General features: G+C 63.4%; 18 protein-coding genes. 10 read left to right on the forward strand and 8 right to left on the reverse strand.

Annotated elements, in window-relative coordinates:
• Window positions 1–68: 68 nt before the first annotated feature.
• The 6 genes from glgB to G8E10_RS19205 all read right to left on the reverse strand — a co-directional run bounded on the left by glgB (window position 69) and on the right by G8E10_RS19205 (window position 11,403).
• Window positions 69–2,270 (reverse strand): 1,4-alpha-glucan branching protein GlgB, encoded by a 2,202-nt coding sequence (gene glgB / locus G8E10_RS19180; RefSeq protein WP_425530854.1) that lies wholly within the window; start codon window positions 2,268–2,270, stop codon window positions 69–71.
• On the reverse strand, window positions 2,270–5,599 hold the full coding sequence (treS, locus tag G8E10_RS19185; RefSeq protein WP_167130432.1) for a maltose alpha-D-glucosyltransferase: 3,330 nt from the start codon (window positions 5,597–5,599) through the stop codon (window positions 2,270–2,272). The genes glgB and treS overlap by 1 nt, the downstream gene beginning before the upstream one ends.
• A gap of 18 nt (window positions 5,600–5,617) precedes the next feature.
• Window positions 5,618–8,866, reverse strand: coding sequence for a maltotransferase domain-containing protein (locus G8E10_RS19190; protein WP_167130355.1), 3,249 nt, complete (start codon window positions 8,864–8,866; stop codon window positions 5,618–5,620).
• 108 nt (window positions 8,867–8,974) lie between these two features.
• The gene (gene malQ, locus G8E10_RS19195) at window positions 8,975–10,831 is read right to left on the reverse strand and encodes a 4-alpha-glucanotransferase (protein ID WP_167130356.1); all 1,857 of its coding nucleotides are present in this window, start codon (window positions 10,829–10,831) and stop codon (window positions 8,975–8,977) included.
• A gap of 141 nt (window positions 10,832–10,972) precedes the next feature.
• Window positions 10,973–11,155, reverse strand: coding sequence for a hypothetical protein (locus tag G8E10_RS19200; protein ID WP_062475557.1), 183 nt, complete (start codon window positions 11,153–11,155; stop codon window positions 10,973–10,975).
• Between the two features lie 8 nt (window positions 11,156–11,163).
• Window positions 11,164–11,403: a hypothetical protein gene (locus G8E10_RS19205; protein WP_092930611.1), complete on the reverse strand. Its 240-nt coding sequence runs from the start codon at window positions 11,401–11,403 to the stop codon at window positions 11,164–11,166.
• Between the two features lie 474 nt (window positions 11,404–11,877).
• Here G8E10_RS19205 and G8E10_RS19210 point away from each other — a divergent pair, with 474 nt between their 5' ends.
• The 9 genes from G8E10_RS19210 (at window position 11,878) to G8E10_RS19250 (ending at window position 20,374) form a co-directional block, all read left to right on the forward strand.
• Entirely contained in the window at window positions 11,878–12,195 is a 318-nt protein-coding gene (locus tag G8E10_RS19210) for an STAS domain-containing protein (RefSeq protein WP_281517696.1), read from the forward strand.
• On the forward strand, window positions 12,192–12,560 hold the full coding sequence (locus tag G8E10_RS19215; RefSeq protein WP_092930607.1) for a response regulator: 369 nt from the start codon (window positions 12,192–12,194) through the stop codon (window positions 12,558–12,560). The genes G8E10_RS19210 and G8E10_RS19215 overlap by 4 nt, the downstream gene beginning before the upstream one ends.
• A complete protein-coding gene (locus G8E10_RS19220; RefSeq protein WP_167130358.1) occupies window positions 12,557–14,608 on the forward strand; it encodes a chemotaxis protein CheA in 2,052 nt (683 codons plus the stop codon). Before G8E10_RS19215 ends, G8E10_RS19220 begins: the two co-directional genes overlap by 4 nt.
• Window positions 14,605–15,120, forward strand: a complete 516-nt coding sequence (locus G8E10_RS19225; RefSeq protein ID WP_110800901.1) for a chemotaxis protein CheW — start codon at window positions 14,605–14,607, stop codon at window positions 15,118–15,120. Before G8E10_RS19220 ends, G8E10_RS19225 begins: the two co-directional genes overlap by 4 nt.
• A gap of 82 nt (window positions 15,121–15,202) precedes the next feature.
• Window positions 15,203–17,050 (forward strand): methyl-accepting chemotaxis protein, encoded by a 1,848-nt coding sequence (locus G8E10_RS19230; RefSeq protein ID WP_167130359.1) that lies wholly within the window; start codon window positions 15,203–15,205, stop codon window positions 17,048–17,050.
• 1 nt (window position 17,051) lies between these two features.
• A complete protein-coding gene (locus G8E10_RS19235; RefSeq protein ID WP_110800899.1) occupies window positions 17,052–17,546 on the forward strand; it encodes a chemotaxis protein CheW in 495 nt (164 codons plus the stop codon).
• 37 nt (window positions 17,547–17,583) lie between these two features.
• Window positions 17,584–18,462, forward strand: coding sequence for a CheR family methyltransferase (locus tag G8E10_RS19240; RefSeq protein WP_207901572.1), 879 nt, complete (start codon window positions 17,584–17,586; stop codon window positions 18,460–18,462).
• 3 nt (window positions 18,463–18,465) lie between these two features.
• Window positions 18,466–19,557, forward strand: a complete 1,092-nt coding sequence (locus G8E10_RS19245) for a protein-glutamate methylesterase/protein-glutamine glutaminase (protein WP_132715304.1) — start codon at window positions 18,466–18,468, stop codon at window positions 19,555–19,557.
• Window positions 19,558–19,666: 109 nt separating this feature from the next.
• The gene (locus tag G8E10_RS19250) at window positions 19,667–20,374 is read left to right on the forward strand and encodes a ParA family protein (protein ID WP_110800897.1); all 708 of its coding nucleotides are present in this window, start codon (window positions 19,667–19,669) and stop codon (window positions 20,372–20,374) included.
• Window positions 20,375–20,386: 12 nt separating this feature from the next.
• On the opposite strand, the gene G8E10_RS19255 is transcribed toward G8E10_RS19250, so the two are convergent.
• Entirely contained in the window at window positions 20,387–22,120 is a 1,734-nt protein-coding gene (locus G8E10_RS19255; protein ID WP_110800896.1) for a chemotaxis protein, read from the reverse strand.
• A 296-nt stretch (window positions 22,121–22,416) separates the two neighbouring features.
• On the opposite strand from G8E10_RS19255, the gene G8E10_RS19260 reads away from it, so the two are divergent.
• Window positions 22,417–22,935 (forward strand): Dps family protein, encoded by a 519-nt coding sequence (locus G8E10_RS19260; protein ID WP_110730283.1) that lies wholly within the window; start codon window positions 22,417–22,419, stop codon window positions 22,933–22,935.
• 102 nt (window positions 22,936–23,037) lie between these two features.
• On the opposite strand, the gene rfbA is transcribed toward G8E10_RS19260, so the two are convergent.
• Window positions 23,038–23,913, reverse strand: coding sequence for a glucose-1-phosphate thymidylyltransferase RfbA (rfbA, locus tag G8E10_RS19265; protein WP_110800894.1), 876 nt, complete (start codon window positions 23,911–23,913; stop codon window positions 23,038–23,040).
• Window positions 23,914–23,918 lie beyond the last annotated feature (5 nt).

A 23,918-nucleotide genomic window follows, 5' to 3' on the forward strand; every position in this document is an offset into this window, starting at 1 on the left:
ACCTGCCGTCAATGGCAGGCGGCGGGATCGGTCAGCGACGGATTGGCGCATCGGATCACGGGACGGTGTCAGGCCTGCCACTTGAGCAGGATCGTCGACAGTGGCGGCAGCGTCAGCGACAGGGACTGCGGCTTGCCATGGGCGGGGTGATGCTCCGTCCACGCCTCGACATTGCCGAGGTTGGAGCCGCCATAGACGCCTGCATCGCTGTTGAAGACCTCTTCCCAATGGCCCTCCATGGGCACGCCGATCCGGTATCCCTGGCGCGGCACCGGTGTCATGTTGGAGACGGCAAGGATCATCGAGGTTCTGTCCTCGTTGATGCGCAGCATGGCGAAGATCGAATGCTCGGCATCGTCCGACACCGCCCAGTCGAAGCCCTGGGGATGCAGGTCGCCATATTGCAGGGCCGGTTCCGCGGCATAGAGACGGTTAAGGTCGCCAACGAGCCGCTGCATGCCGGCATGTTCCAGCCGGTCGAGCAGATCCCAGACGATCGAGGCGTCATGGTTCCACTCCGTTTCCTGCGCGATCTCGCCGCCCATGAAGAGCAGCTTCTTGCCAGGATGGGCCCACATGAAGCCGAAATAGGCGCGCAGATTGGCGAGCTTCTGCCAGGCGTCACCCGGCATCTTACCGAGAAGCGAACCCTTGCCGTGCACGACCTCGTCGTGGGACAACGGCAGCATGAAGCGCTCGGAGTAAGCATAGACCATGCCAAACGTCATCTGCCCATGATTGTAGCGCCGGTAGACCGGGTCTTCCTCCATGTAATGGAGCGTGTCGTGCATCCAGCCCATGTTCCATTTGAAGTCGAAGCCGAGGCCGCCATTCTCGACGGGCTCTGTCACACCGGGCCATGCAGTCGATTCCTCGGCGATCATCAGGACATTCGGGCAACGCTGGTGCACGATGCTGTTAAGATGCTTGAAGAACTCTACGGCTTCGAGGTTCTCCCGCCCGCCATATTCGTTCGGAATCCACTCGCCGGCATTGCGGCTGTAGTCGCGGTAGAGCATGGAGGCGACCGCATCCACGCGCAGCGCATCGACATGGTATTCCTCCAGCCATTCGAGCGCGCTGGCGATCAGGAACCCCTTCACCTCGTTGCGGCCGAAATTGTAGATGAGCGTGTTCCAGTCCTTGTGGAAGCCCTCGCGCGGGTCTTCGTGCTCGTAGAGAGCGGTGCCGTCGAAGCGGGCGAGGCCCCAGACGTCGGTGGGGAAATGAGCGGGTACCCAGTCGAGAATAACGCCGATGCCGGACGCGTGGCAGCGATCAACGAAATAGGAGAAATCCTCCGGCGTGCCGTACCGCCCGGTCGGCGCGAAGAGGCCGAGCGGCTGGTAGCCCCAGGAGCCGCCGAAGGGATATTCCATGATCGGCAGCAGCTCGATATGGGTGAAGCCCAGCCGTGCGGCATAAGGGATCAGTCGCTGGCTGAGCTCGATCCAGTCCAGCGGACGGTTTCCGTCCTCGGCGATCCGCAGCCAGGATTCGAGATGGACCTCATAGACTGAAATGGCCGCTTCCCCGTCGCGGATCTCCGTCTTCCGGCGCATCCAGTCTTCGTCGGTCCAGGGATAAGGCGATGCGGAGGCAACGATGGAGGCGGTGGCGGGGGCTGCCTCGCTCGCGCGCGCGATCGGGTCCGCCTTCTGCGCCAGAACGGTGCCGGAGGCGTCAACGATCTCGAACTTGTAGCGTTCACCCTTGCCGAGGCGCGGGATGAAGATTTCCCAGACACCGGCGGAAGGGCGCAGCCGCATAGGATTGCGGCGTCCATCCCAGGCATTGAAGTCGCCAACGACGGACACGCGCCGCGCATTCGGTGCCCAGACGGCGAACCGTACGCCCTCGATGCCATCCACATCCATCACCCGCGCACCAAACGTTCGGCCGAGACTGTAATGCGTGCCCTGCGAGAAGAGGTGCAGGTCGAGATCGCCGAGCAGCGGGCCAAAGGCGTAGGGGTCCTCGGTTTCCTGCACGGCTTCTGGCCAGGTGATCTGCAGCCGGTAACGGGGAAGGTCGGTCAGGGCCGCAAAGAGGCCGGCAGGATGCACGAGTTCAAGGCTCGTTGCGACGGCGCCGCTTGCCGGATCGAGAAGGTCGATCCCGACGGCGCCCGGCATCAGCACGCGGACGATGGTCCGGTCGGCATGCGGATGAGGGCCGAGAATGGCGAAGGGGTCGCCGTGGCGTCCATCGATGAGGGCGGTGATGGCATCGTGGTCGATACCCTGGAGAAGATCAAGGCGTTCCAGCATCAGGCGTTACTTTCCGAAAGTCGGCGAACGATGGCGGAGAAGCCAGCGAGCGGGATGGGCAGCCATTTCGGCCGGTTGCGGGCTTCGTAGGCGATTTCGTACGTCGCCTTTTCCAAGAGGAAGAGGTCGAGGATCTGCGTGCGGATCGCTTCCGGCATGCGCAGGTGGTCCGACGTTTCGGTCACCGTGAAGTAGCTCGACAGAAATGCCGCCTCGGCCTTTTCGATGAAGGCGCGGATGAGTACCGTCCTTCGGTCGTCGTTCGGGTCGGTCACCGCCTCATTGTCGAGTTCGGCCGTTGCACCGAGGTAGCTCAGCGACCGCAACAGGCCGGCGACATCGCGCAGGGGGTTGGTCTTTGCGCGGCGCTCGTCGAGGTTCCGGGCCGGCTCGCCTTCGAAGTCGATGAGATAGGCATCGGCTTCTGCGACGAGGATCTGGCCCAGGTGAAAGTCACCGTGGTTGCGGATCATGAGCGTGTCCGCGGCACGATCTGCGAGCGCGCCGATGGAGGCGAGCAGGGTCTCGCGCCCCTCGACCAGTCTTGAGATCTCGCCGCCAAGCGCCGGATCGACGTCGGCACGCGCGCCGTCGAGGATATCGAGACCGTCCGAAATCTGGCCGATCACCTGACGGCGCAGGTCTTCGATGTCGTTCGTCCCGGCACGAACGGGGGCGAAAGCCTCATCCTCAGTCGGTTTCGCCAGGGCGACATGAAGTTCGCCCAGGCGCGTGCCGACGTTGGAGACGAAGTCCATCAGTGGCGAGAATAGGCCTTCCTGCACATCGGTGGGGGCGATGTCGGAAACGGAGGTCAGCGTATCGTCGAGCGTGCGGCGCAGAGTGCTAAGCATCCAGGTCCAGGCATCACCTTGATTGCGGATGGCGCCCTGAATGATGATCAGCGTCGAGCGCGTGCCGTCCGGCGCGATGCGGGCGATCTCGCCGAGCAGCGGTGCGGTGTTGGCGTAGCCGACGCTGGTCAGATAGCGCGTCATCTCCACTTCCGGATGGATGCCCGGGAAGATGTGGCGGATGAGCTTGGTCATCGCGATATCGCCGACGATCAGCGAGCTGTTGGACTGCTCGGCCGACAGCCAGTGGATCGGCAGATCGTCGCGCACGTCGATGCCATCGAGCTGGTCGCTTCCAATGAACTCCAGCGTGCCGCTGCGTCCGGAGATCTGGGTGCGTTCGCGCAGCCCCTTGAGGACGCCGCGGGCAAAGGCTTCGACCGCAAAGCCATCCGTCAGGAAGCCGACACGGCGACCCTGCCGCAGACGGGCAAGCGCCAGCTGTTGGGCGAGAGCCGGCGGGTTGGCATCGTCCCAGGCGATCGCGAGCGGCAGCATGTAAGTTTCGGTATGCCCTTCGAGTTCCGCCTCGAGTTCGCCGAGCAGGATGTCGTGCGGGAAGCCCATGGGCACGGCGCTGACGATCCTGGCGCTATGCAGCGTTTCGCCCTTGGAGCCGAACCAGCGGCGCTTGGCGAGATAGGAGGGGAGGACATCGCGCGACAGGACGTTTGACAGACGCGGCTCCTCGACCACTTCCAGAAGGTCGCGGCGCAGCACCATGGTCGCGAAATCGGGCAGTTGTTCCGGCGGGTCGTTGCGCCAGGTCGGGCCGTCTGCTTCGGCAACCAGCTGGAACCAGAAAAAGCCGTAGGGTGGCAGGGTCAGGAGATAGGTGAGCTGGCCGATGGGCGGGAAGGGCGACATGCCGGTCAGCTCAATCGGTACGCGGTTCTCGAATTCGGAGAGATCGAGTTCGACGGCCTGCGGCAGGCGGGAGAGGTTGAAAACACAGAGGATCGTGTCGCCTTCATACTCCCGGAGATAGGCGAGGATCTTGCGGTTGCCGGGCTTGAGGAAGCGCTGCGTGCCGCGGCCGAAGGCGACGTGACGACGGCGGAGCGCCAGCATGTGCCGCATCCAGTTCAGGAGCGAATGCGCGTCCGCCGATTGCGCCTCGACGTTCACGGCCTCGTAGCCATAGAGCGGATCCATCACCGGGGGGAGGACGAGGCGAGCGGGGTCAGCGCGGGAGAAGCCGCCATTGCGATCCGGCGACCACTGCATCGGCGTCCGCACGCCATCGCGGTCTCCGAGATAGATATTGTCGCCCATGCCGATCTCGTCGCCGTAATAGATGACGGGCGTGCCGGGCATGGAGAGCAGGAGCGCGTTCATCAACTCGACCCGGCGGCGGTCGCGCTCCATCAGCGGCGCGAGGCGACGGCGGATGCCGAGATTGATGCGGGCGCGGCGGTCGGCGGCGTAGATATTCCAGAGGTAGTCCCGCTCCGCATCCGTCACCATTTCGAGCGTCAGTTCGTCATGATTGCGCAGGAAGATCGCCCACTGGCAATTTTCCGGGATATCGGGCGTCTGGCGCATGATGTCGGTGATCGGAAAGCGGTCTTCCTTGGCGATCGCCATGTACATGCGCGGCATTAGCGGGAAGTGGAATGCCATGTGGCACTCGTCGCCGCTGCCGAAATACTCGTTGGTATCTTCCGGCCACTGGTTGGCTTCGGCCAGCAGCATGCGCCCCGGATGGCTCGCATCCAGCGCCGCGCGGATCTGCTTCAGGATGTCGTGGGTTTCGGCCAGGTTCTCGTTGTTGGTCCCCTCGCGTTCGATCAGGTAGGGGATGGCGTCCAGCCGAAAGCCGTCGATGCCGGTTTCCAGCCAGAAGCGCATGACCGACAACAGCTCTTCGAGGACCTGTGGGTTGTCGAAGTTCAGGTCCGGCTGGTGGGAGTAGAAGCGGTGCCAGTAATAGGCGCCGGCCACCGGGTCCCAGGTCCAGTTGGATTTCTCCGTATCGATGAAGATGATGCGGGTTTCCGGGAACTTCTGGTCCGTATCCGACCAGACGTAGAAATCACGCTCGGGGGAGCCTGCCGGCGCGTTGCGGGCACGCTGGAACCACGGGTGCTGGTCGGAGGTGTGGTTGATGACCAGTTCGATGATGACCCGAATGCCCCGATCATGAGCGGCATCCACGAAGGCCTGGAACTCGTCCATCGTGCCGTAATCGGGGCTGACATCGCCGTAGTCGGCAATGTCATAGCCATCGTCCCGTCGCGGCGACGGGAAGAAGGGGAGTAGCCAGATCGCGGTGACGCCCAGCGACGAGATATGGTCGAGCTTCTCCTGCAAACCCTTGAAGTCACCGATGCCATCGCCGTTTCCATCGTGAAACGACTTGATGTGCAGCTGGTAGATGATCGCGTCTTTATACCATAGCGGGTCAGAAGAGCCGCTTTCGCCATGCGCGTGCGGGCGGGTGCGGCTGTCGTCCTCAGCCTGATCGGTGAGCATATCCATGTCGGTTCCTCCCTATCGAACCCGCCAGATGCCGAACGGCATCGACGGATCGAGGCGGATGCGTTGTATTTTTCCCGTCCAGGTGAAGGCCCGGTTGGCAATGAGGTCTTCCATCGGAAGCGAGCCGTCGTCGGGAAGGTTCCATGACCAGAGCGGCACTTCGACATCCGCTTCCTGCGTCGCGTTCGGATCGAGGCTGATGGCGATCAGCACCACGTTCTCGCGGCCGGCGCTGGCCTTTTCGAAGAACATGACATTGTCGTTCCAGGCGGGCAGCAGCGTCAGGCCGAGATGCGAGTGAAGCGCCGGGTTCTCGCGGCGGATGCGGTTCAGAAGCGCAATTTCGCCCTTGATGTGGCCCGGCCGGTCATAGTCCCATGCCCGGATCTCGTACTTCTCGCTGTCGGCATATTCCTTGCGCTTGGCATCCGGCCGGCCTTCGCAAAGCTCGAAGCCATTATAGACGCCCCAGAGCCCCGACAGCGTTGCGGCGAGCGCGGCGCGGATGAGATAGGCCGGGCGCGGCGCGTTCTGCAGGAAGTCCGGGTTGATATCGTGCGTGTTGACGAAGAAGTGCGGGCGGAAGAACTCCTTCGGCTCCTGCGTCGTAATTTCCCGCATGTACTCTTCGAGTTCCCACTTCTCGTTGCGCCACGTAAAGTAGGTGTAGGACTGCGAGAAGCCGACTTTCGCCAGACGGTACATGACCTTCGGCTTGGTGAAGGCTTCCGATAGGAACACGACCTCGGGATGACGGCCGCGAATATCGGCGATCAGCCACTCCCAGAAGGGAAACGGCTTGGTGTGGGGATTGTCGACGCGGAAGAGTTTTACGCCTTGATCGACCCAGTGCTGAACGACATCGCGCAGCGTCTCCCACAACGATGGCACGGCGTCCTTCGCGTAGAAATCAACGTTGACAATGTCCTCGTACTTCTTCGGCGGGTTTTCGGCATAGCGAATGGTGCCGTCCGGTCGCCAGTCGAACCAGCCGGGGTGATCCTTCAGCCAGGGGTGATCCGGCGAGGCCTGGATGGCGAGATCGAGCGCGATTTCGAGTCCGTGATCGGCGGCAGCCGCGACCAGCCTGCGGAAATCCTCAAGCGTGCCGAGTTCCGGATGGATGGCATCATGACCGCCATCCGGCGAGCCGATGGCATAGGGGCTGCCGGGATCTGTCGGGCTGGGCGTCAGCGTGTTGTTGCGGCCCTTGCGGTTCGTCGTGCCGATCGGGTGGATCGGCGGGAAATAGAGGACGTCGAAGCCCATCTCACGGATGGCGGGTAGTCGGCCGATGACATCATCGAACGTACCGTGACGGTTCGCATCGCCGCTCTGCGAGCGCGGGAAGACCTGAAACCAGCTGGCAAAACCAGCTGCCTTCCGCTCGGCATCGACGGGGATGACGGCGGAGCGGACGCTGAACGGCCGGCGGTCTGCGCGGGCCATGAGGGCGAAGGTTTCCGGTGCCAGCAGCCGCTTGGTCTTCGCGTCCGCATCCTCGTCCGCCAGCGTTGCAAGAAGCGCTTTCAGTTCGGGTTGAACCCGCTGGGGGCCATGTTCTTCTGCGGCCTTGATGAAGTTGATGCCTTCCTGGATTTCCAGCGTCAGATCGAGATTGGCCTCGTGCTTCTTGCCGAGTTCATAGCGGAAGATAGCGTAAGGGTTGCGCCAGGCCTCCACGACGTATTCGTGGCGACCCATGCGCTTCAGGGTAAATTCCGCCTTCCAATGGTCGTTAATGACGAACTGCATCGGAACTTCTGTCCATTCCTGCGCATCCACCGGACGCCAGAGCAGGACGGCTGCCAGCGGATCATGGCCGTCGCCGAAGATATCGGCTTCCACCTTCACGACATCGCCGACGACGCGCTTTACCGGGAAGCGGCCGTCATCAACCGCAGGTGCGACTTTCTCGATGGCCAGACGCGGCGTATCAGCGGCCGCGCGCGCATCCATAGCGGCGCCTGCCATGAGGATCGGCTTGGACGCCGTGCCCTCGAAGATGCGTAGCTCGCCCGGTGCAAGCCGCACATCGGCATCGAGCGCGCGTTCGGGTCGGGCGATATCGCACAGCGGCAGGAAGGCGGATGCCGCCTCGCGGATCGCATTGAACGGTGCTGCGGCGCTCCGGCGAAGATCGCGGTTGCAGACGATGACGCGCACGGTCTCAGCCTGACGAAGGTCCGCGTGATCGCCCTGAACGAGAGCGCTCACGGATGTCGCGCTGCCGGCAATCAGGGTGAGCGGCGTTGCAGCCGAGGGTGTTGCGGCAGCAAGCCGTTCGTTGAGGGATCGTATCTCGGAGGAGATGTCGAAGGCGCCTTGGGATTTCAGGGCGCGGATGCCGCTGCCATGACCATGCATCGGGTTCAGCGGTGTCGATGCGCCGAACTCGAAGCCCATCGGGATCAAAATGCCCTGGCCGATCGTCGCGGAGAGGCCGAGCGTGCGGATGGCGTGCCGCTTCAGGATCTCGATGCTCTCCGTGCCATGGGCGATGCGCTTGGCGAACGGTGCTTCGGGAAAAGCGATTTGGTAGCCGAAATTCCGCTGAAGCTCGTACTCGTCGAGAAGCCAGCGATCCCTGAGGTTCCACCAAGCGAGCGACGAGAAGCTGGCCTCGAATCCGGCTCCGGCAAGGGCTTTACGATCTTCGAAGGTCGTGCCCGGCGTCCAGGCGAGGAAACGGACCTGCGGCTGACGCTGATGAACGTTCGAGATCAGCGTCCGCCATGCATTCGCCGGTATGGCAGCAAGGCCGACGCAGCGGAAGCCGCTGACACCGGCGTCGGCGAGCGTCTGGATGCGATCCGCCCACGTGGTGATCAGCGTGGCTTCCGAGTCCGCGTCATGTGCGTGGACAGCCCGGCTGCCGGCGACGGTGGGCGAGATACGCGGATCGACGGAGCCGCTTGTGTCGGAATGTGTATCTGCTTCGCGTCCGACGACGAGATCCAGCATCAGGGAGAGGCCATGTCGCCGCGCGGCATCGACCAGAGCCGACACGCCGTCCTCGACGCTCTCGCCAAGCCCGAGTTCCGGGTTCAGCTTTTCGAAGTCGGCCGTGACGAACAGGCTGGTTGTCTCACCCTTCTGAAAGACGGGTGCTGATAGTACCGTGTCGAAACCGAGCGTCGCAGCATGCGCAAAGGCCGCGTCCCACGCCTCCATCCCCCGCAATTGCAGGGGGTGGACGTAGTAGATCCGCGGCGGCGTGATGACAGGTGTGTGTGCTTCGGCTAGCGAATGAACATTCATGGGCTGTCTCGCGTTGTTTCATCGAGAACCGTGCGAACCCCAAGCTTGTTCCACATCGTCTTGCCGATCATGGCAGAACGATGCCGTCAGCCACGCGCAAACGTCATCCTACGACCGCGGGCGTTCCTCCCGCATGACCGTGGATATGGCGACGAGAAGCGGCGCTTCGGACAGGGCTTCGAGCGCCAAGGACAGCTTCGGCTTCCAGTTCGGATAGCTGTCGCTCGTTCCCGGAACGTTGGTCGGGTTCTTCTCTCCGGTCATATCGGCGAGACGCACGGCAGAGAGCGCCGATGCCGTCCTGGCGATGAAGCGGTGGGCGTCGATGACGATACGGGTCAAGGCCTGATCCTGTGCCGAACCCGGAGGCAGGTGGGGAGGTTGCTTGATACCCGCGTCGTCCAGTGCCCGTGCCAGATCCTTCCGCTCCGTCTTGCGCTCTTCCTGATGCGCCTTGGTGATATCCGGCGGCAGGATGCCGTGTTCGGCGCGGGTGGTGATATCCGCACCACGCCACCAACCGGCGAGCGTCTGGTGGTCATGCGTGGAGATGCAGGCGAGCGACAGTGCCGGATACTCTTGCCCCGGCTTGAAGCCGTCTTCGGTGCGCTCGTAGGAGAGGATCCGGTAGGAGAGGATGCGTGCCTCCGTGAGGTCGTCCTGCAGGCCATCGGGGAGGACGCCGAGATCCTCGCCGATGACAAGGCATTCATGGTGCCCGGAGGTTTCCGCGAGAATGCCGAGGAGATCCTTTTCCGGATATTCGACATAGGCGCCGCCATCCGGCTTGAGGTCGAGCGGGACAAGGAACAGGCGGCGCAGGGCCGCGGCGTGATCGATGCGGATGGCGCCGGCATAGCGCATGGCGGCGGTTACCATGCGCTGGTAGGGCGAGGGGTCGCCGCTGGCGATGGCGGCCGGCTGGAAGGCGGCGAGATGCCAGTCCTGTCCTTCGGCCGCGAAGGGATCCGGCGGGCTGCCGACGGTGGCCGCGGAGACGTAGAGATCGCGCTCGCCCCAGGTGGCGGCGCCATCGAGCGCTTCGCCCACCGCGAGATCGAGATAGAGTCCGATCCGCATGCCGGCTGCTTTCGCAGCCTCGGAGGCCGCGTCGAGTTGGCCGTGCGCCAGCCATTGCAGCCACATATGGAAGCGGATCTCGTCCTCGTGCGTTTCGGCAAAGGCTGCGACGTCAGGGCTCTCCGGGTCCTTGAAGCTCTCCGGCCATGCATGCCAGCCGGCGCCGAGGCCCTGGGCCGACATCGTGAAGGACAGGGCTTCGAACAGCGCGTGGAGACGCAGAGGCGCGCCCTCGCGCGTGATGAAGGTCTCGAAATTCTCGGGGTTGGATGATCCGTTCTGTTCGGGCGTCCAGCCTGCCCAGATGTTGCGCAGCGCTTCCAGCTTCAGGCTGCAGACGCCGACATAATCGACCAGCGTGGTTTCCCGCAATTCGGCTGCCCTGCGCTCCACATCCGGATGCGGCTCATAACCGGGAACGCGATCGACGGCGATATAGAGCGGGTTCAGGCGCTGGCGACTGGAGGGTTCATAGGGGCTGCAACGATCGGGGTCGGCGAGGAACGGCGCGTGCAGCGGCGTCAGTCCGATGAAGTCGGCGCCGAGCGGACCGAACACGCGGGCGATATCGCAGAGATCCTGAAAATCGCCGATGCCCCAGTTGCGGGACGAGCGAAGCGCGTAGGGCTCGAGCGTCACGCCCCAGACGCGGGTTTTTCCGAGGAAGGGCGGGAGGTAGGAGGCGGGCAGGGTTTTCGTCGTCGCGGTCTTCTGCCCGACCAAGGGCTTGCCCGGTTGCTCGGGGGCATCGAGATCGACGTTCAGCGCCTCGAGAATTTTGATCTTCGTCTCGGTGGAGACCGTAACCTCGTCCTTCTCAGGGCTCGGTCGTGTTTCGCCGATACCGTGCCGGCGTGCAAGCTCGTCGATCGTCTCGCGCTTCATGGATGTCGTCGCCTTCTGAGGAAGTCCTGATATGGGTAATTCAGGGAGACCTAAGGCGGTTCGTCCGGATGGCAAACGGCGGCGATGCGAATGTCGTGACGTGGGTCGCTTCCTAGAGGCGGGTAAGCCCGGCTGCCCGCCTCAGTGGCTCGTCGCCGCCTTGGCTTGGCGCATGGCGGCCAGATATTTCTCGCCAGGGCGCGAGGCCATGGCGGCAACCTTGATGCGGGTCTGTTCGCGGTGGGCCTCCGCACGCTGGCGGGCGGCTTCGCCCTGGGCGATCAGGATCCGGACGCTTTCGCGCAATTCGATCTGCTTATCCATCGCATACCTCATGCTGCTGCGAGATCGGCAACCTCGCCGAACTGGATGATCAGGCGGGGATCGCTCATGTCCCCGGACTCCTCGTCGACCTTGACCGCATAGGCCGCCACGCCGGGAAAGCGGGTGGACATGGAGGTTGCGATCTTCTCGGCGCTGACGGCATTCGACGCCTGGCGCATCTCGCCGGGGGCAACGCCGCCGCGGACCTTCTTGAAGGGCAAGACAATGAATTTCTCTGCTATTGCCATCTCGAACCATCTCCTGATTTGTTCTCTAAATGTTCTATTTTTGAACGCATGTCAAGGGATCCGTTTCCGGATGGGCAACCATTGCTTTCGAAGGGACATCGCAAGCGTGGAGCAGGTCTTTCTTTCAGGTGTATAATTGACAAAATAATACTTCTTTAGATTGTGTAAAAGATCGTAAATAAAAATATAAATTAATTAGAATGCCACATTAAACCGGTTTTAACGCTCTTGAGGGAAAGTTCTCTCTATCAGATCGGCCCGGGGAACCGGCTCCTGATCCGCATGAAGCGGATCGTCATGAGTGCCCGATCATTTCCCATTTTTCTCGACCTCGGCACCTCCCCGTGCCTCCTAAATGCATGAACGGTGCCGTACCGGCACCGCCATTAACATTCCTGTCCCTCATGGGGACGCGGCTGTGGGCTCTGCCGCGCCCGTCGTTAAGGTTCTCCTCGTATGTCTGTTCAAGATCCCATGCCCTCGGTGCCTCTTGTGCTTCCGGTTGCGTTGACCATTCGCCAATCCCGAGACATTGCCGAAATGCTGCGGACTGCTTTCGAGCACCCCGGCGACGTTGTCATCGATGTTCCGGAAGCTGCTGAAGCCGATCTTTCGTTCATCCAGCTTCTCGAAGCCTCGCGGCGCTATGCCGAGACGCTCGGCCGCAGCTTTTCCCTCTCAAGACCCGCTGAAGGCAGCCTGCTGTCGACGCTCGCGCGCGGCGGATTTCTCACCGACATGACCCCGCAAGACAGCCGGTTCTGGCTGCACGGCAAGGAACAGATGCAATGAGCGCCCATATTCTCACCGTCGATGACAGCGCCAGCATCCGGATGACCACCCGGATCGCGCTGACGGGTGCCGGCTATCAGGTGACCGAGGCCGTGGATGGTGTCGATGGTCTGGCCAAGGCCAAAGGCGGCCGCTTCGACATGATCGTCACCGACCTGAACATGCCCAACATGAACGGCCTTGCCATGATCCAGGCACTACGCGCCTCGCCCGCCCATACCGGCATTCCGATCATCTTTCTGACGACCGAGTCGGATGCCGAGATGAAGGCCCAGGCCAAGGCCGCAGGCGCGACGGGCTGGATCACCAAGCCGTTCGATCCCGAGCAGCTCGTCAAGATCACCCGGAAGGTGTTGGGCAAATGAACCTGATGGATCCTGTGCAGGTCTTTCGCATGGAGGCCGCCGAGCTGTTCGTCGTCATCGAGGAGGGTCTTCTCGACCTCCTCGGCGATCTGTCGAACCAAGCGCAGATCGACGCCGTGTTTCGCGGTCTCCACACGCTGAAGGGGTCGGGCTCCATGTTCGGCTTCGAGGCGCTGGCGGCCTTCACCCACCATTGCGAGACGGCGTTCGACCGGGTGCGCAAGGGCGAGGTGCCGGCCACGGCCGAGCTCGTGGCGGCGGTGCTGGAAGCACAGGATCACATGAAGGCGCTGGTGGACACGCCGAACGGCGACCATGAGGCGACCGGAAACGGCTTGCTGGCAAAGCTGCAGGCGGCCGTGGGCGCCAAGGCTGCGCAGGGCTGTGTCGTCGCGGCCCCGCTGCCGGCGGCCGTTGCGGGTACCTCCTCTGCTGCCGCGCCGGCGGCCACGCGCTGGCGGCTGCGCTTCCGCCTGCCGGTCAATGCCATGGCGAACGGCACCAATCCCCTCGGCCTGCTCGACGAACTGGCCGATCTCGGCGACTGCACCATCAAGGCCGATACCTCCGCCATTCCGAGCCTCGACGCGATCGAGCCCGACGACCTTCATATCGGCTGGACGGTGGAGCTGACGACGACACAGCCGCAGCCGCGCGCCGCCATCGAGGACGTCTTCATCTTCGTCATGGACGATATGGAGATGGTGCTTGAAGAGGTCTCTTCCGCGCCGGCCCCGGCCGTCGCCTCCGCACCAACCCCAGCCTTGGCCCCGACATCCGTCGCGCTCCCTCTCGCCGACGCTGCACCATCCGAGCCGGCGCGCGCCGTCAATACCGCGCCTGCCATCGCCGATGCCAAGCAGACGAAGCCCGCGGCCGAGAACGTCCGCGTTCCCGCCGAACGGCTGGACGAGCTGATGGACCGCGTCGGCGAGCTCGTCATCGCCCAGTCCCGTCTGTCGCAGCTGGCCGGCGTCAGTGCCGATATCCAGCTGCGCTCGGTCTCCGAAGACGTCGAGCGTCTGTCGGGCGAGCTGCGCGACACGATGATGGTGCTGCGCATGGTGCCGGTCGGCAGCCTGTTCGGCCGCTTCCGCCGCCTCGTCCACGATCTCGCCCGGGAAACCGGCAAGGAGATCGAGCTCGTTACCGAAGGCGAGACCACGGAGGTCGACAAGACGGTGATCGAGCGCCTGGCCGATCCGCTCGTCCATCTCGTGCGCAATTCGATCGATCACGGGCTGGAGATGCCCGAGGACCGCCTGGCCTCCGGCAAGGCGCGCGCCGGCCGCGTAACGCTGTCGGCCCGTCAGGCCGGCGGCGAGGTCATCATCACCATTCGCGACGACGGGCGCGGCATCGACCGCGAGCGCGTCCGCGCCAAGGCCGAGGCCTCCGGCCTCATCCAGCCCGGTCAGATGCTGCTCGATCAGGAGTTGCTGCAGCTGATTCTTCAGCCGGGCTTTTCCACAGCCGCCCAGATCACCAGTCTTTCCGGCCGCGGCGTCGGCATGGATGTCGTCAAGAAGACGGTCGAGGCGCTCCGCGGCGTCATCGACATGCAAAGCACGCCGGGCGAAGGCTCCGAGATCTCGCTGCGCATCCCGCTGACGCTCGCCATCATCGACGGGCTTCTCGTTCGGGTCGGCACGGGCTCCTACGTCATTCCGCTCTCGGCAGTGGAAGAGTGCCTGGAACTGTCGGCCGAGGAGGACCTGCGCTCGCGCGGTCGCAGCTTCATCTCGCTGCGCGATCACCTCGTGCCCTTCCTGCGGCTGCGCGAGCTGTTTCGCACCGGCACCCCGCCGGATCGCTACCAGAAGATGGTGGTCATCTCCACGGGCAACGAGCGCGTCGGGCTCGTGGTCGACCAGATCATCGGCGACCACCAGACCGTCATCAAGGCAATGTCGAAGCTGCATCACGACGTCGTCACCTTCTCGGGCGCCACCATTCTCGGCGACGGCAATGTCGCGCTGATCCTCGACGTCACGCATCTCGTGACCGTTGGCCAGCAGCAGGAGGCGCAGTTGCGGGCTGCCGGATGAACAAGCATATCAGGAAACACGAGACCGACCTGCTCTGGAGGGACCGCGAGGATGTCGCCGTCCTGACCTTCAATCTCAATGGCGAAACCTTCGCCATTGAGGCGACGGTGGTCCAGGAGATCCTCGACCTCCTGCCCGAAACGCGGGTGCCCGGCGCCAAGGCCTTTCTCGGCGGCGTCATCAACTTCCGCGGCAAGGTCATTCCGCTGGCCGACATTCGCCTCGCCTTCGGCATGGAGGCGGGCGAAGCGACCATCGACAGCCGCATCATCGTCGTCCAGCTCGACATCGACGGCGAGCCCTGCCTCGTCGGCATCCGCACCGACAAGGTCTACGAAGTCACCACCCTTGCCCAGGCATCCAGCGAACCGCCGCCCAGCATCGGCATGCGCTGGCGTGCCGACTTCATCGACTGCCTCGTCAAGCGAAACGGCGAGTTCATCATCGTGCCGAACCTGAAGAAGATCTTCTCGGTCGATGTCACTCCGACGGGAATGCTCTTCACGGGCTAGGGCTCCGGTTACACCGATTCCGACATTCGGCCGACCTTTCATATCCGTCACTCTTCACCCTATCCACGAAAGCGAAATCCCGATGCGGATGACGATCAAACTGAAACTGGCCGGCGCGTTCGGCTTCCTCATTCTTCTCTCATGCGGCATGGCGGTGCTTGCCATCGTCAACCTGTCCTCGCTGAACAGTTCGATCACCGACATCATCCAGGGACCTGCGGCAAACCTCAGGGATTCCAGCGATCTCTCGGATGCCGTTCTGACATCCATCCAGCAGGAAAAGAACGCCATCATCAACACCGATGCGTCGCTGATCGAAGGCTACGTATCGTCCGTCACCGGACAGCGCGAAACGATCGCCCGGATCGTCAAGAGCTTCGACCGCGAAACGAATCCGCTCATCCGGCAGAAGGTCGCTGATTTCCAAGCGACCTATCCGGCCTGGGTCAAGATGCAGGACGGCGTTCTGCAACTCGCGAAGGAGAACACGCCCGACAGCAATCGCCGCGCGGGCGAGATTTCGATGGGCGACGGTGCCCAGGTCACCAAGGCATTGCTGACGTCCCTCTCGGGCCTCAACGACCAGATCGCCGCCGACCTGACCACGACCGATCAGGCGACCAACGCGCAGTATGAATTCTCCCGCAACGTGTTGATCGGCAGTCTTGTTGCCATGCTCCTGATCTCCACGGCCGTCGCTTCCATCATTGCGATGGGTATCAATAGCGGCTTGAAGAAGATCCGCATCATGGCCGAAGCCGTTGCCATCGGTGACCTCGACCAGACCGTTTCCGTCAAGACGAACGACGAGATCCGCGATGTGGTCGATGCCGTCATGGTCATGACCGGCAATCTGCGCGAAACGGCCAAGTCCGCCGACCAGATCGCCAATGGCGACCTGACGAACACGCCGAAGCCCCTCTCCGACAAGGACATTCTGGGCAGCTCCCTGCAGCTGATGGTCGAGCGCCTACGCGGCGTTGTCGGCGATGCGCTGTCGGCCTCCGACAACGTCTCCTCGGGCAGCCAGGAACTGTCCTCGAGCTCCGAACAGCTGAGCCAGGGCGCAACCGAGCAGGCCTCGTCCGCCGAGGAAGCCTCCGCTTCGATGGAAGAGATGGCGGCTAACATCAAGCAGAACGCCGACAATGCCGCCCAGACGGAGAAGATCGCCCGCCAGTCGTCCAAGGATGCAGAAGCCAGCGGTGCTGCGGTTGCCCGCGCTGTCGTCGCCATGCGCACGATTGCCGAGAAGATCTCCATCGTTCAGGAAATCGCCCGCCAGACCGATCTGCTGGCGCTGAACGCCGCCGTGGAAGCGGCCCGTGCCGGCGAACATGGCAAGGGCTTTGCGGTCGTTGCCTCCGAAGTGCGCAAGCTGGCCGAACGCAGCCAAGCGGCGGCCGCCGAAATCAGCGGTCTCTCCGGCGAGACGGTGCAGGTGGCGACCGAAGCCGGCGACATGCTCGGACGCCTCGTGCCCGACATCCGCAAGACGGCCGAACTGATCGCCGAGATCTCGGCTGCCTGCCGCGAGCAGGATATCGGGGCCTCGCAGATCAACGAGGCGATCCAGCAGCTCGACAAGGTGACGCAGCAGAATGCCGGTGCTTCCGAGCAGATGTCGGCGACCTCAGAGGAACTGGCCGCCCAGGCCGAGGAGCTTCAGGCCTCCATCGCCTTCTTCCGGGTGGACAACGTCTCGCACAAGCATCAGCCGGCCCCGATCGCCGCCGCTCCCCAGCGGTCCACGCATCATGCGGCCCATCATGGGGCAACGGCACGCCCGGCCGCCGCCCCGCGCAAGCCGGCAGCTGCCGCCCCCCGCCAGAGCGTTTCTGCCCAGCAGGCCCGCGTGAAGGGTTTTGCGCTGGATATGTCAATGGGCGGCCCGGACGCCGACGACGCCGACTTCAAGCAGAGCGCCTGAGATGGACCATATGCCTGCGGAGTCCCAGTTCGTCACCTTCAGCCTCGGGGAAGAGCTGTTTGCCGTTCCCGTCACCGTGGTCCGGGAGATCCTGGACCACGAGGACCCGTTCAAGATCCCGCACGGGCCCGACTACCTGATGGGCCTGCGCGACGTGCGCGGCCAAGGCGTACCGATCATCGACCTGCGCCTGCGGCTGGGCATGACGCCCACCGTGCGCACGCCGCACACCCGCATTCTGGTGCTCGACATTCCCTTGGGCGAGAAGGATCTCGCCCTCGGGCTGGTGGCCGACAAGGTGTTCGAGGTGACCCCCTTCCGGCGCGACAGCATCGAGCAGGCGCCCGATATCGGCGTGCGCTGGCGGTCGGACTACATCCGCGGTGTCGTCCGCCGCGAAACCGGCTTCGTCGTCATCATCGATCTTGCCCGGCTGTTTTCGGATAGCGGATCGGCGCTTGCCGCGACAGGCCTGCCGGAGCGCAGCGTCGCATGAGCACGGCAAGGCCCGCCATCCCAGGAGCATCTTTTCCGTGACACAGGCCGCTTCCTATCAAAACGCTTCCCGTCATGGCGCTTCCTCTACGGAAGGCGGACGGCTGAGTGCGCGCAACTTCAAACGGCTTGGCGCCTATATCTACGACTATAGCGGCATCAAGATGCCGCAGAGCAAGGCCACCATGCTCGAAGGCCGGTTGCGGCGGCGGCTGCGCGCCACCGGCATCGAAACGCTCGACGCCTATTGCGACTTTCTGTTCGACGGGCATGGGATCGAGCGCGAGGCGATCCACCTGATCGACGCCGTCACCACCAACAAGACGGATTTCTTCCGCGAGCCGAACCATTTCGACATTCTGCGCCAGACGATCCTGCCGGGATTGAAGGAACAGGGCGTGCGGCGCGTCCGCACCTGGAGTGCGGCCTGTTCCACGGGTGCGGAGCCCTACACGATGGCGATGGTGCTGGAGGACTACCGGCAGACCTGCAACGGCCCTGATTACTCGATCCTGGCCACCGATCTCTCGACACAGGTTCTCGAGGTCGCGACCAAGGGTATCTATACGGAGGAGATGATCCGGCCGGTTCCGGCCGATCTGCGCCGCCGCTTCGTCATGACCGCTCGGGACCCGGCGCGCGGTGAGGTGCGCATCGTGCCGCAGCTACGCTCCCGCGTCGGCTGCATGCGGCTGAATTTCATGGACGACGTCTATCGTGTCGGCGAGCCGATGCATGTGATTTTCTGCCGTAACGTGCTGATCTACTTTGACAAGAAGACCCAGATGCATGTGCTGAACCGGCTGGTCGATTGCCTGCTTCCCGGCGGGCATCTGCTGATCGGTCATTCCGAGTCGATCACCGGCATGAACCTGCCGGTCCGCCAGCTTGCCAATACCGTCTTCGTGAAGGAATAGCCTGTGCCCGGCAAACAGATCCGCGTCCTGATCGTTGATGATTCCGCCAGCGTCCGGCAGACGCTGACGGCCGTTTTGGAATCCGACCCGGGCATTACCGTCATCGGCGCGGCCTCGGATCCGTTCATGGCCGCCAAGCGCATCCAGGAGGAAATTCCCGACGTCATCACGCTGGATGTGGAGATGCCGCGCATGGATGGCATCACCTTCCTGCGCAAGCTGATGTCGCAGCGGCCCATTCCCGTCGTCATGTGTTCATCGCTGACGGAGACGGGTACGGAAACGCTGATGCAGGCGCTGGAAGCCGGTGCCGTCGATGTCATCCTGAAGCCGAAGATCGGCGCGGCGGACTATCTCGCCGAACAGGCGGCCCGGATCTGCGACGTTGTCAAGAGTGCGGCCCAGGCGCGCGTCCGGCAGAAGGCCGGACGCGTCGTGTCGGCATCTGCAGGCGGACCCAGCGAGAAGCTGACGGCCGATGCCATGCTGCCGCCGCCCTCAGGCAGGGCCATGGCGCGTACCACGGAAATGGTCGTCTGCATCGGCGCCTCCACAGGCGGCACGGAAGCGTTGCGCGAACTGCTCGAACGGCTGCCGTCGAATGCGCCCGGCATCGTCATCGTCCAGCACATGCCGGAGAAGTTCACCGCCGCCTTCGCCAAACGCCTGAACGGGCTTTGCGAGGTGGAGGTGAAGGAGGCCGAGGATGGCGACCCGGTGCTGCGCGGCCATGTGTTGATTGCACCCGGCGACCGCCACATGATGCTGGAGCGGCAGGGTGCGCGCTATCACGTCTCGGTCCGGCCCGGGCCGCTCGTCTCGCGTCATCGCCCGTCGGTGGATGTACTGTTCCGCTCGGCCGCGCGGGCGGCCGGCAGCAATGCCATGGCGGCGATCATGACAGGAATGGGCGACGACGGTGCGCGCGGCATGCTGGAAATGCATCAGGCCGGCGCCTTCACGATCGCCCAGGACGAAGCGACGTCCGTCGTCTTCGGCATGCCGAAGGAAGCGATCGCCCGTGGCGGCGTCGACCGGATCGTGCCGCTCGGACAGATCGCCATGGAAATCCTCTCCGAGGACAGGCGTCGCTAGCTGTTTTAACCCGGCCTTAACCATGACGCCGCAAAACTCGTTCCGGACGCCATGTGAGCGGCGGTCGGGACGGGCGATGACAAGCTCTGTGACGGAAACGGGGTTTGCAATGGCTATCATCACTTTCGCCAATACCAAGGGCGGCGCCGGCAAGACCACGGCCGTGCTGCTTCTGGCGACGGAACTCGTGCGGCGTGGCCATCGCGTGGCGATCATCGACACCGATCCGCAACGCTGGATCTCCCGCTGGTTCGAGGCCGCAGATCCCGTCGCCAACCTGACGGTCGCCACCTTCGTTTCGCTCTCGGCCTTGCCGCGCACGGTCGAGGAATATCGCTCCGCCGATTACGTGATCATCGATCTCCCCGGCGCCCAGTCGCCCTTGCTGGCGACCGCGCTCGGCCTGTCCGATCACGTGCTGATCCCCATACAGGGCAGTTCCATGGATGCGCAGGGCGGGGCGCAGGTTCTGGAGCTGCTGTCCTATCTCGACCGCAAGGCCGGCATCCGCATTCCCCATTCCGTGGTTCTCTCGCGGGTCAATTCCATGGTCACCACACGCGGTCTTCTCGCCGTCAAGATGCTGCTGCAGGAGCGCTCGGTGCATATGCTCTCGACCCCGATCATCGAGCGCGCCGCGTTCCGCGACATGTTCGAGTACAAGACCTTCCTGCATCTCATGAACCGCGACCGCGTCAGCAATCTCGACAAGGCGATCCTCAATGCGGAACGCTATGCCGACGAGGTGCAGGCGCTGGTGAAAGGCCGGGCGAGGGGCGCTGAGTCCAACCTTTCCCTCAAGGCCGACGCAGCCTGACGGGGGTCGAGGCTAGAACAACGCGTCTTCGAAGAGATCGTCGTCGCTCATCGCAGCAGCTGGCGCGGCCGCCGCAGGTGCTGTGTCCAGCTCTTCCGTCGGGAAGATCGACAGGTGAATGTCGCGCTCCTGCGCCATCGTGTAGGTCCGGTAGATGGTCTGCGACAGGCTTGCCGCTGCCGCTGACGGCACGGGTGCACCCAGATCATCGGCGAAACGGCCGGCCATCTCGACGCAGGCTTCCAGAACGGTGCCGAGGCTGCTTTCGAAGTCGAGCGCGCCGATGGCCGCAGCGATCTTTCCGAAGACGGCATCGCCCTGTTCGTTGAAGGCGTCGAGATTTTCATCCATCTGCGTCGAGACGGCGGAGATCGACTGGAGGGCCATGTCGAGCGGCATTGCGATATTCGCGATCTCCGAGCCGCTGCCGGACGAAAGCGAGGCGGCGGAGGTTTCGATCCGCCGCATGCCGGCGACGACATTGTCGGCGGGCTCTTCCAGCCGGCCTGCAAACGTGCGCAGTTCGCCACTGACGACGTTGACCGAGCGACCGGCATCGCCCAGCCGCGAGCATCGCAGGTTGGAGTTCAGCGCCATGTAGTGGATGTCGACCTTGATCGACCGGATCATCTCGATCGCGGTGATCAGCGTCTGCACGGCATCGACGACGGAAGCGACGAGCGCCGTCGCATCGCGGCTGCGACCCTCGACACGGGCGGCAAGGTCGCAGGCGTGACGAATGTCGCGCGCGATGACCTTCAGAATGTCCTCGTCCGGCGCGTCGCGAAAGCCCGCAAGCTCCGACCGGAGGTCGAGAATGCGGGAAGCATCCGCCGTGAAGCTCGAGATCGTCGTGAAGACGCTGGCACATTTCTTCCGGAAATCCAGCAGTGTCTCTTCCAGCTGGGCATGGGCCAGATGCAGGACGCAGGCGGCGATGCCGTCTCGCTCGGCACTGCCGAGATGCCGGCCATCGCCTTCGAGGAAGGCATCGAGATGGGTGAAGCTCGCCTGGACATGCTCGATCCGCTGGCGCGTGATGTCGCCGATCTGAAGGGCAGACAACGCCGCGGCGATCTTCGTCTGGACGTTGGCAGCAACAGCCCTGACCTCGCCGGCGCGCTTGGCCATGGCCGCGTGCTGCGCGATCAGCCGGGTCGCATTGCCGGTGAGGTTGGCGACGATCTCGGGGATGGCGACGCGAAAATCGCCGAGGACGGAGGAGGAAAAGCTGCGTGCGGTGGACAGTTCGCCTTGCATGGATTTGAGCTCGGCTGCGAAACGCTCGATCTCGCCGGCGCCCGAATGGATGCGGTCACGGATTTCGTCGGCGAAATCGGCAAACTCATCGAGGCCGGCACCGGTGATCTTGACGGTGATGGCGAAGACCTTGAGGTAGCGAAAGGTCTCGTGCATGTCATCGACATGGCGGCGCGATGCGGCGCAGAGATCGGCGATCTCGTCGAAGGACAATTGCCGTTCTGCCATGATGTCCGGCAGGCGGGCGAGCTCTGCGATCGTCCGGTGCAGACCGGCAATCGCCGCCGTGGTTGTCTCGCCGTCCAATGCGCCGGTGACACGATCGAGTGTGCCGACGAGCCCGGTCACGAGCTCCATGACGGCCACGAGAGAGGCTCCGCCATCCAGAAACGCCGTCTCGATCCGCTGATGCGCCTGTGTCAACCTGTCTTCGAGGTTGCCGCGTGCATAGGTGCTCGACTGGGAATTACGCAGGGCTAGCGGCATGGTTCTGGGTCCATTCTTCGTTCCCCCGACGTATATCGGAAAGGCCCGAAGGTGCCGTAAAGGAGCAGGCTTAAGGGATCGTAACCTGAGGTTTTATTCAGCGTGCAACCTTTCGGCTCGCTCGATGGGAACTTTTGCGCCGGTCATCCGTTGCTGCCTCGGCGCGCCGAGACTTGGTCAAACGCCTCTTCCTGTCGCGGAAACCACTGTTGCCCCGGCCGTACGCGCCAGCGATGATATCCTCTACGTCACGATCGTCGAAACCTTACGATCTCCCCAGACAAGGAACAGAACCCATGGACCAGTCCGTAAAATCGCGCCGTAAGGCCGACCTGAAGACGCCGACAGGACTTTCGCAGGAAGGTGTGAAGGACATTTCCGGAGGCGCGACCGCCCTTCTGGCCGATGTCTTCGCCCTGTATCTGAAGACGAAGAATTTTCATTGGCATATGTCCGGCGCGAATTTCCGCGACTACCATCTGCTGCTCGACGATCACGGTGCCGAACTTCTCGCCATCACCGACCCGCTGGCCGAGCGTGTTCGCAAGCTCGGCGGATCGACCCTGAAGTCGATCGGCGACATCTCCCGTCAGCAGCGGATCAAGGACAACGACGCCGACTTCGTCCATCCGCACGAAATGCTGGCGGAACTTCGCGACGATAACGGAGCCCTGGTCCAGAGCATGCGGGAACTGCATGACGTCTGCGACGAGCATGGCGACGTCGCAACGGCGAGCCTGCTCGAAAACTGGATTGACGACGGCGAGAAGCGCGTCTGGTTCCTGTTCGAGATTCTGCGCGACACCAACGCCTGACGGGTGACTGATCGGTCGTTCCGGACGACGTATGAATGAAGAGAGGCGCAGGCCTTGCAGCCTGCGCCTCTCTTCATGTTCGATGGATTGTCGAGATTTCGCTTAGATCTTGCCGTCCTGCAGGCGCGACAGCAGGTACTTGCCGTAGGTGCTCTTGCCGAGCTTCTTGCCGAGCACTTCCAGCTGGTTGGCGTCGATGAAGCCGTTGAGGTAGGCGATTTCCTCCGGGCAGGCGATCTTGAAGCCCTGGCGACGCTCGAGCGTGGCGACGAATTCGCCAGCGTCGAGCAGGCTGTCGGGGGTTCCCGTATCGAGCCAGGCATAGCCGCGGCCCATCAGTTCGACGCTGAGATTGCCGCGCTCCAGGTAGACCCGGTTGACGTCGGTGATCTCAAGTTCGCCCCGTGGCGAGGGCTTGAGGTTGGCGGCGATCTCGACGACGGCGGCGTCGTAGAAGTAGAGACCGGTTACGGCCCAGTTGGACTTCGGCTCTGGCGGCTTTTCCTCGATGGAGAGCGCCTTCATGCTCTTGTCGAACTCGACCACGCCGTAGCGTTCCGGATCGGCGACGTGATAGGCGAACACGGTGGCACCGTCCGTGCGGGCGCTTGCGCGGTCGAACAGCTCGGTAATCCCGTGGCCGTAGAAGATGTTGTCGCCGAGGATGAGGCAGGAGGGATCCGAGCCGACGAAGTCGGCGCCGATGATGTAGGCCTGTGCCAGACCATCCGGGGACGGCTGCTCGGCATAGGTGAGGTTGATGCCCCAGGCGCTGCCGTCACCCAGCAGACGCTGGAAGTTCGGCAGGTCGACCGGGGTCGAGATGATCAGGATGTCCTTGATGCCGGCCAGCATGAGCGTCGACAGCGGATAGTAGATCATCGGCTTGTCGTAGACCGGCATCAGCTGCTTGGATGTGACCAGCGTCATCGGATGCAGGCGCGTACCGCTGCCGCCGGCGAGAATAATACCCTTCATCGAAA

Origin of the sequence: Ferranicluibacter rubi, from assembly GCF_011603255.1 — a bacterium.
GTDB classification, from domain to species: domain Bacteria; phylum Pseudomonadota; class Alphaproteobacteria; order Rhizobiales; family Rhizobiaceae; genus Ferranicluibacter; species Ferranicluibacter rubi.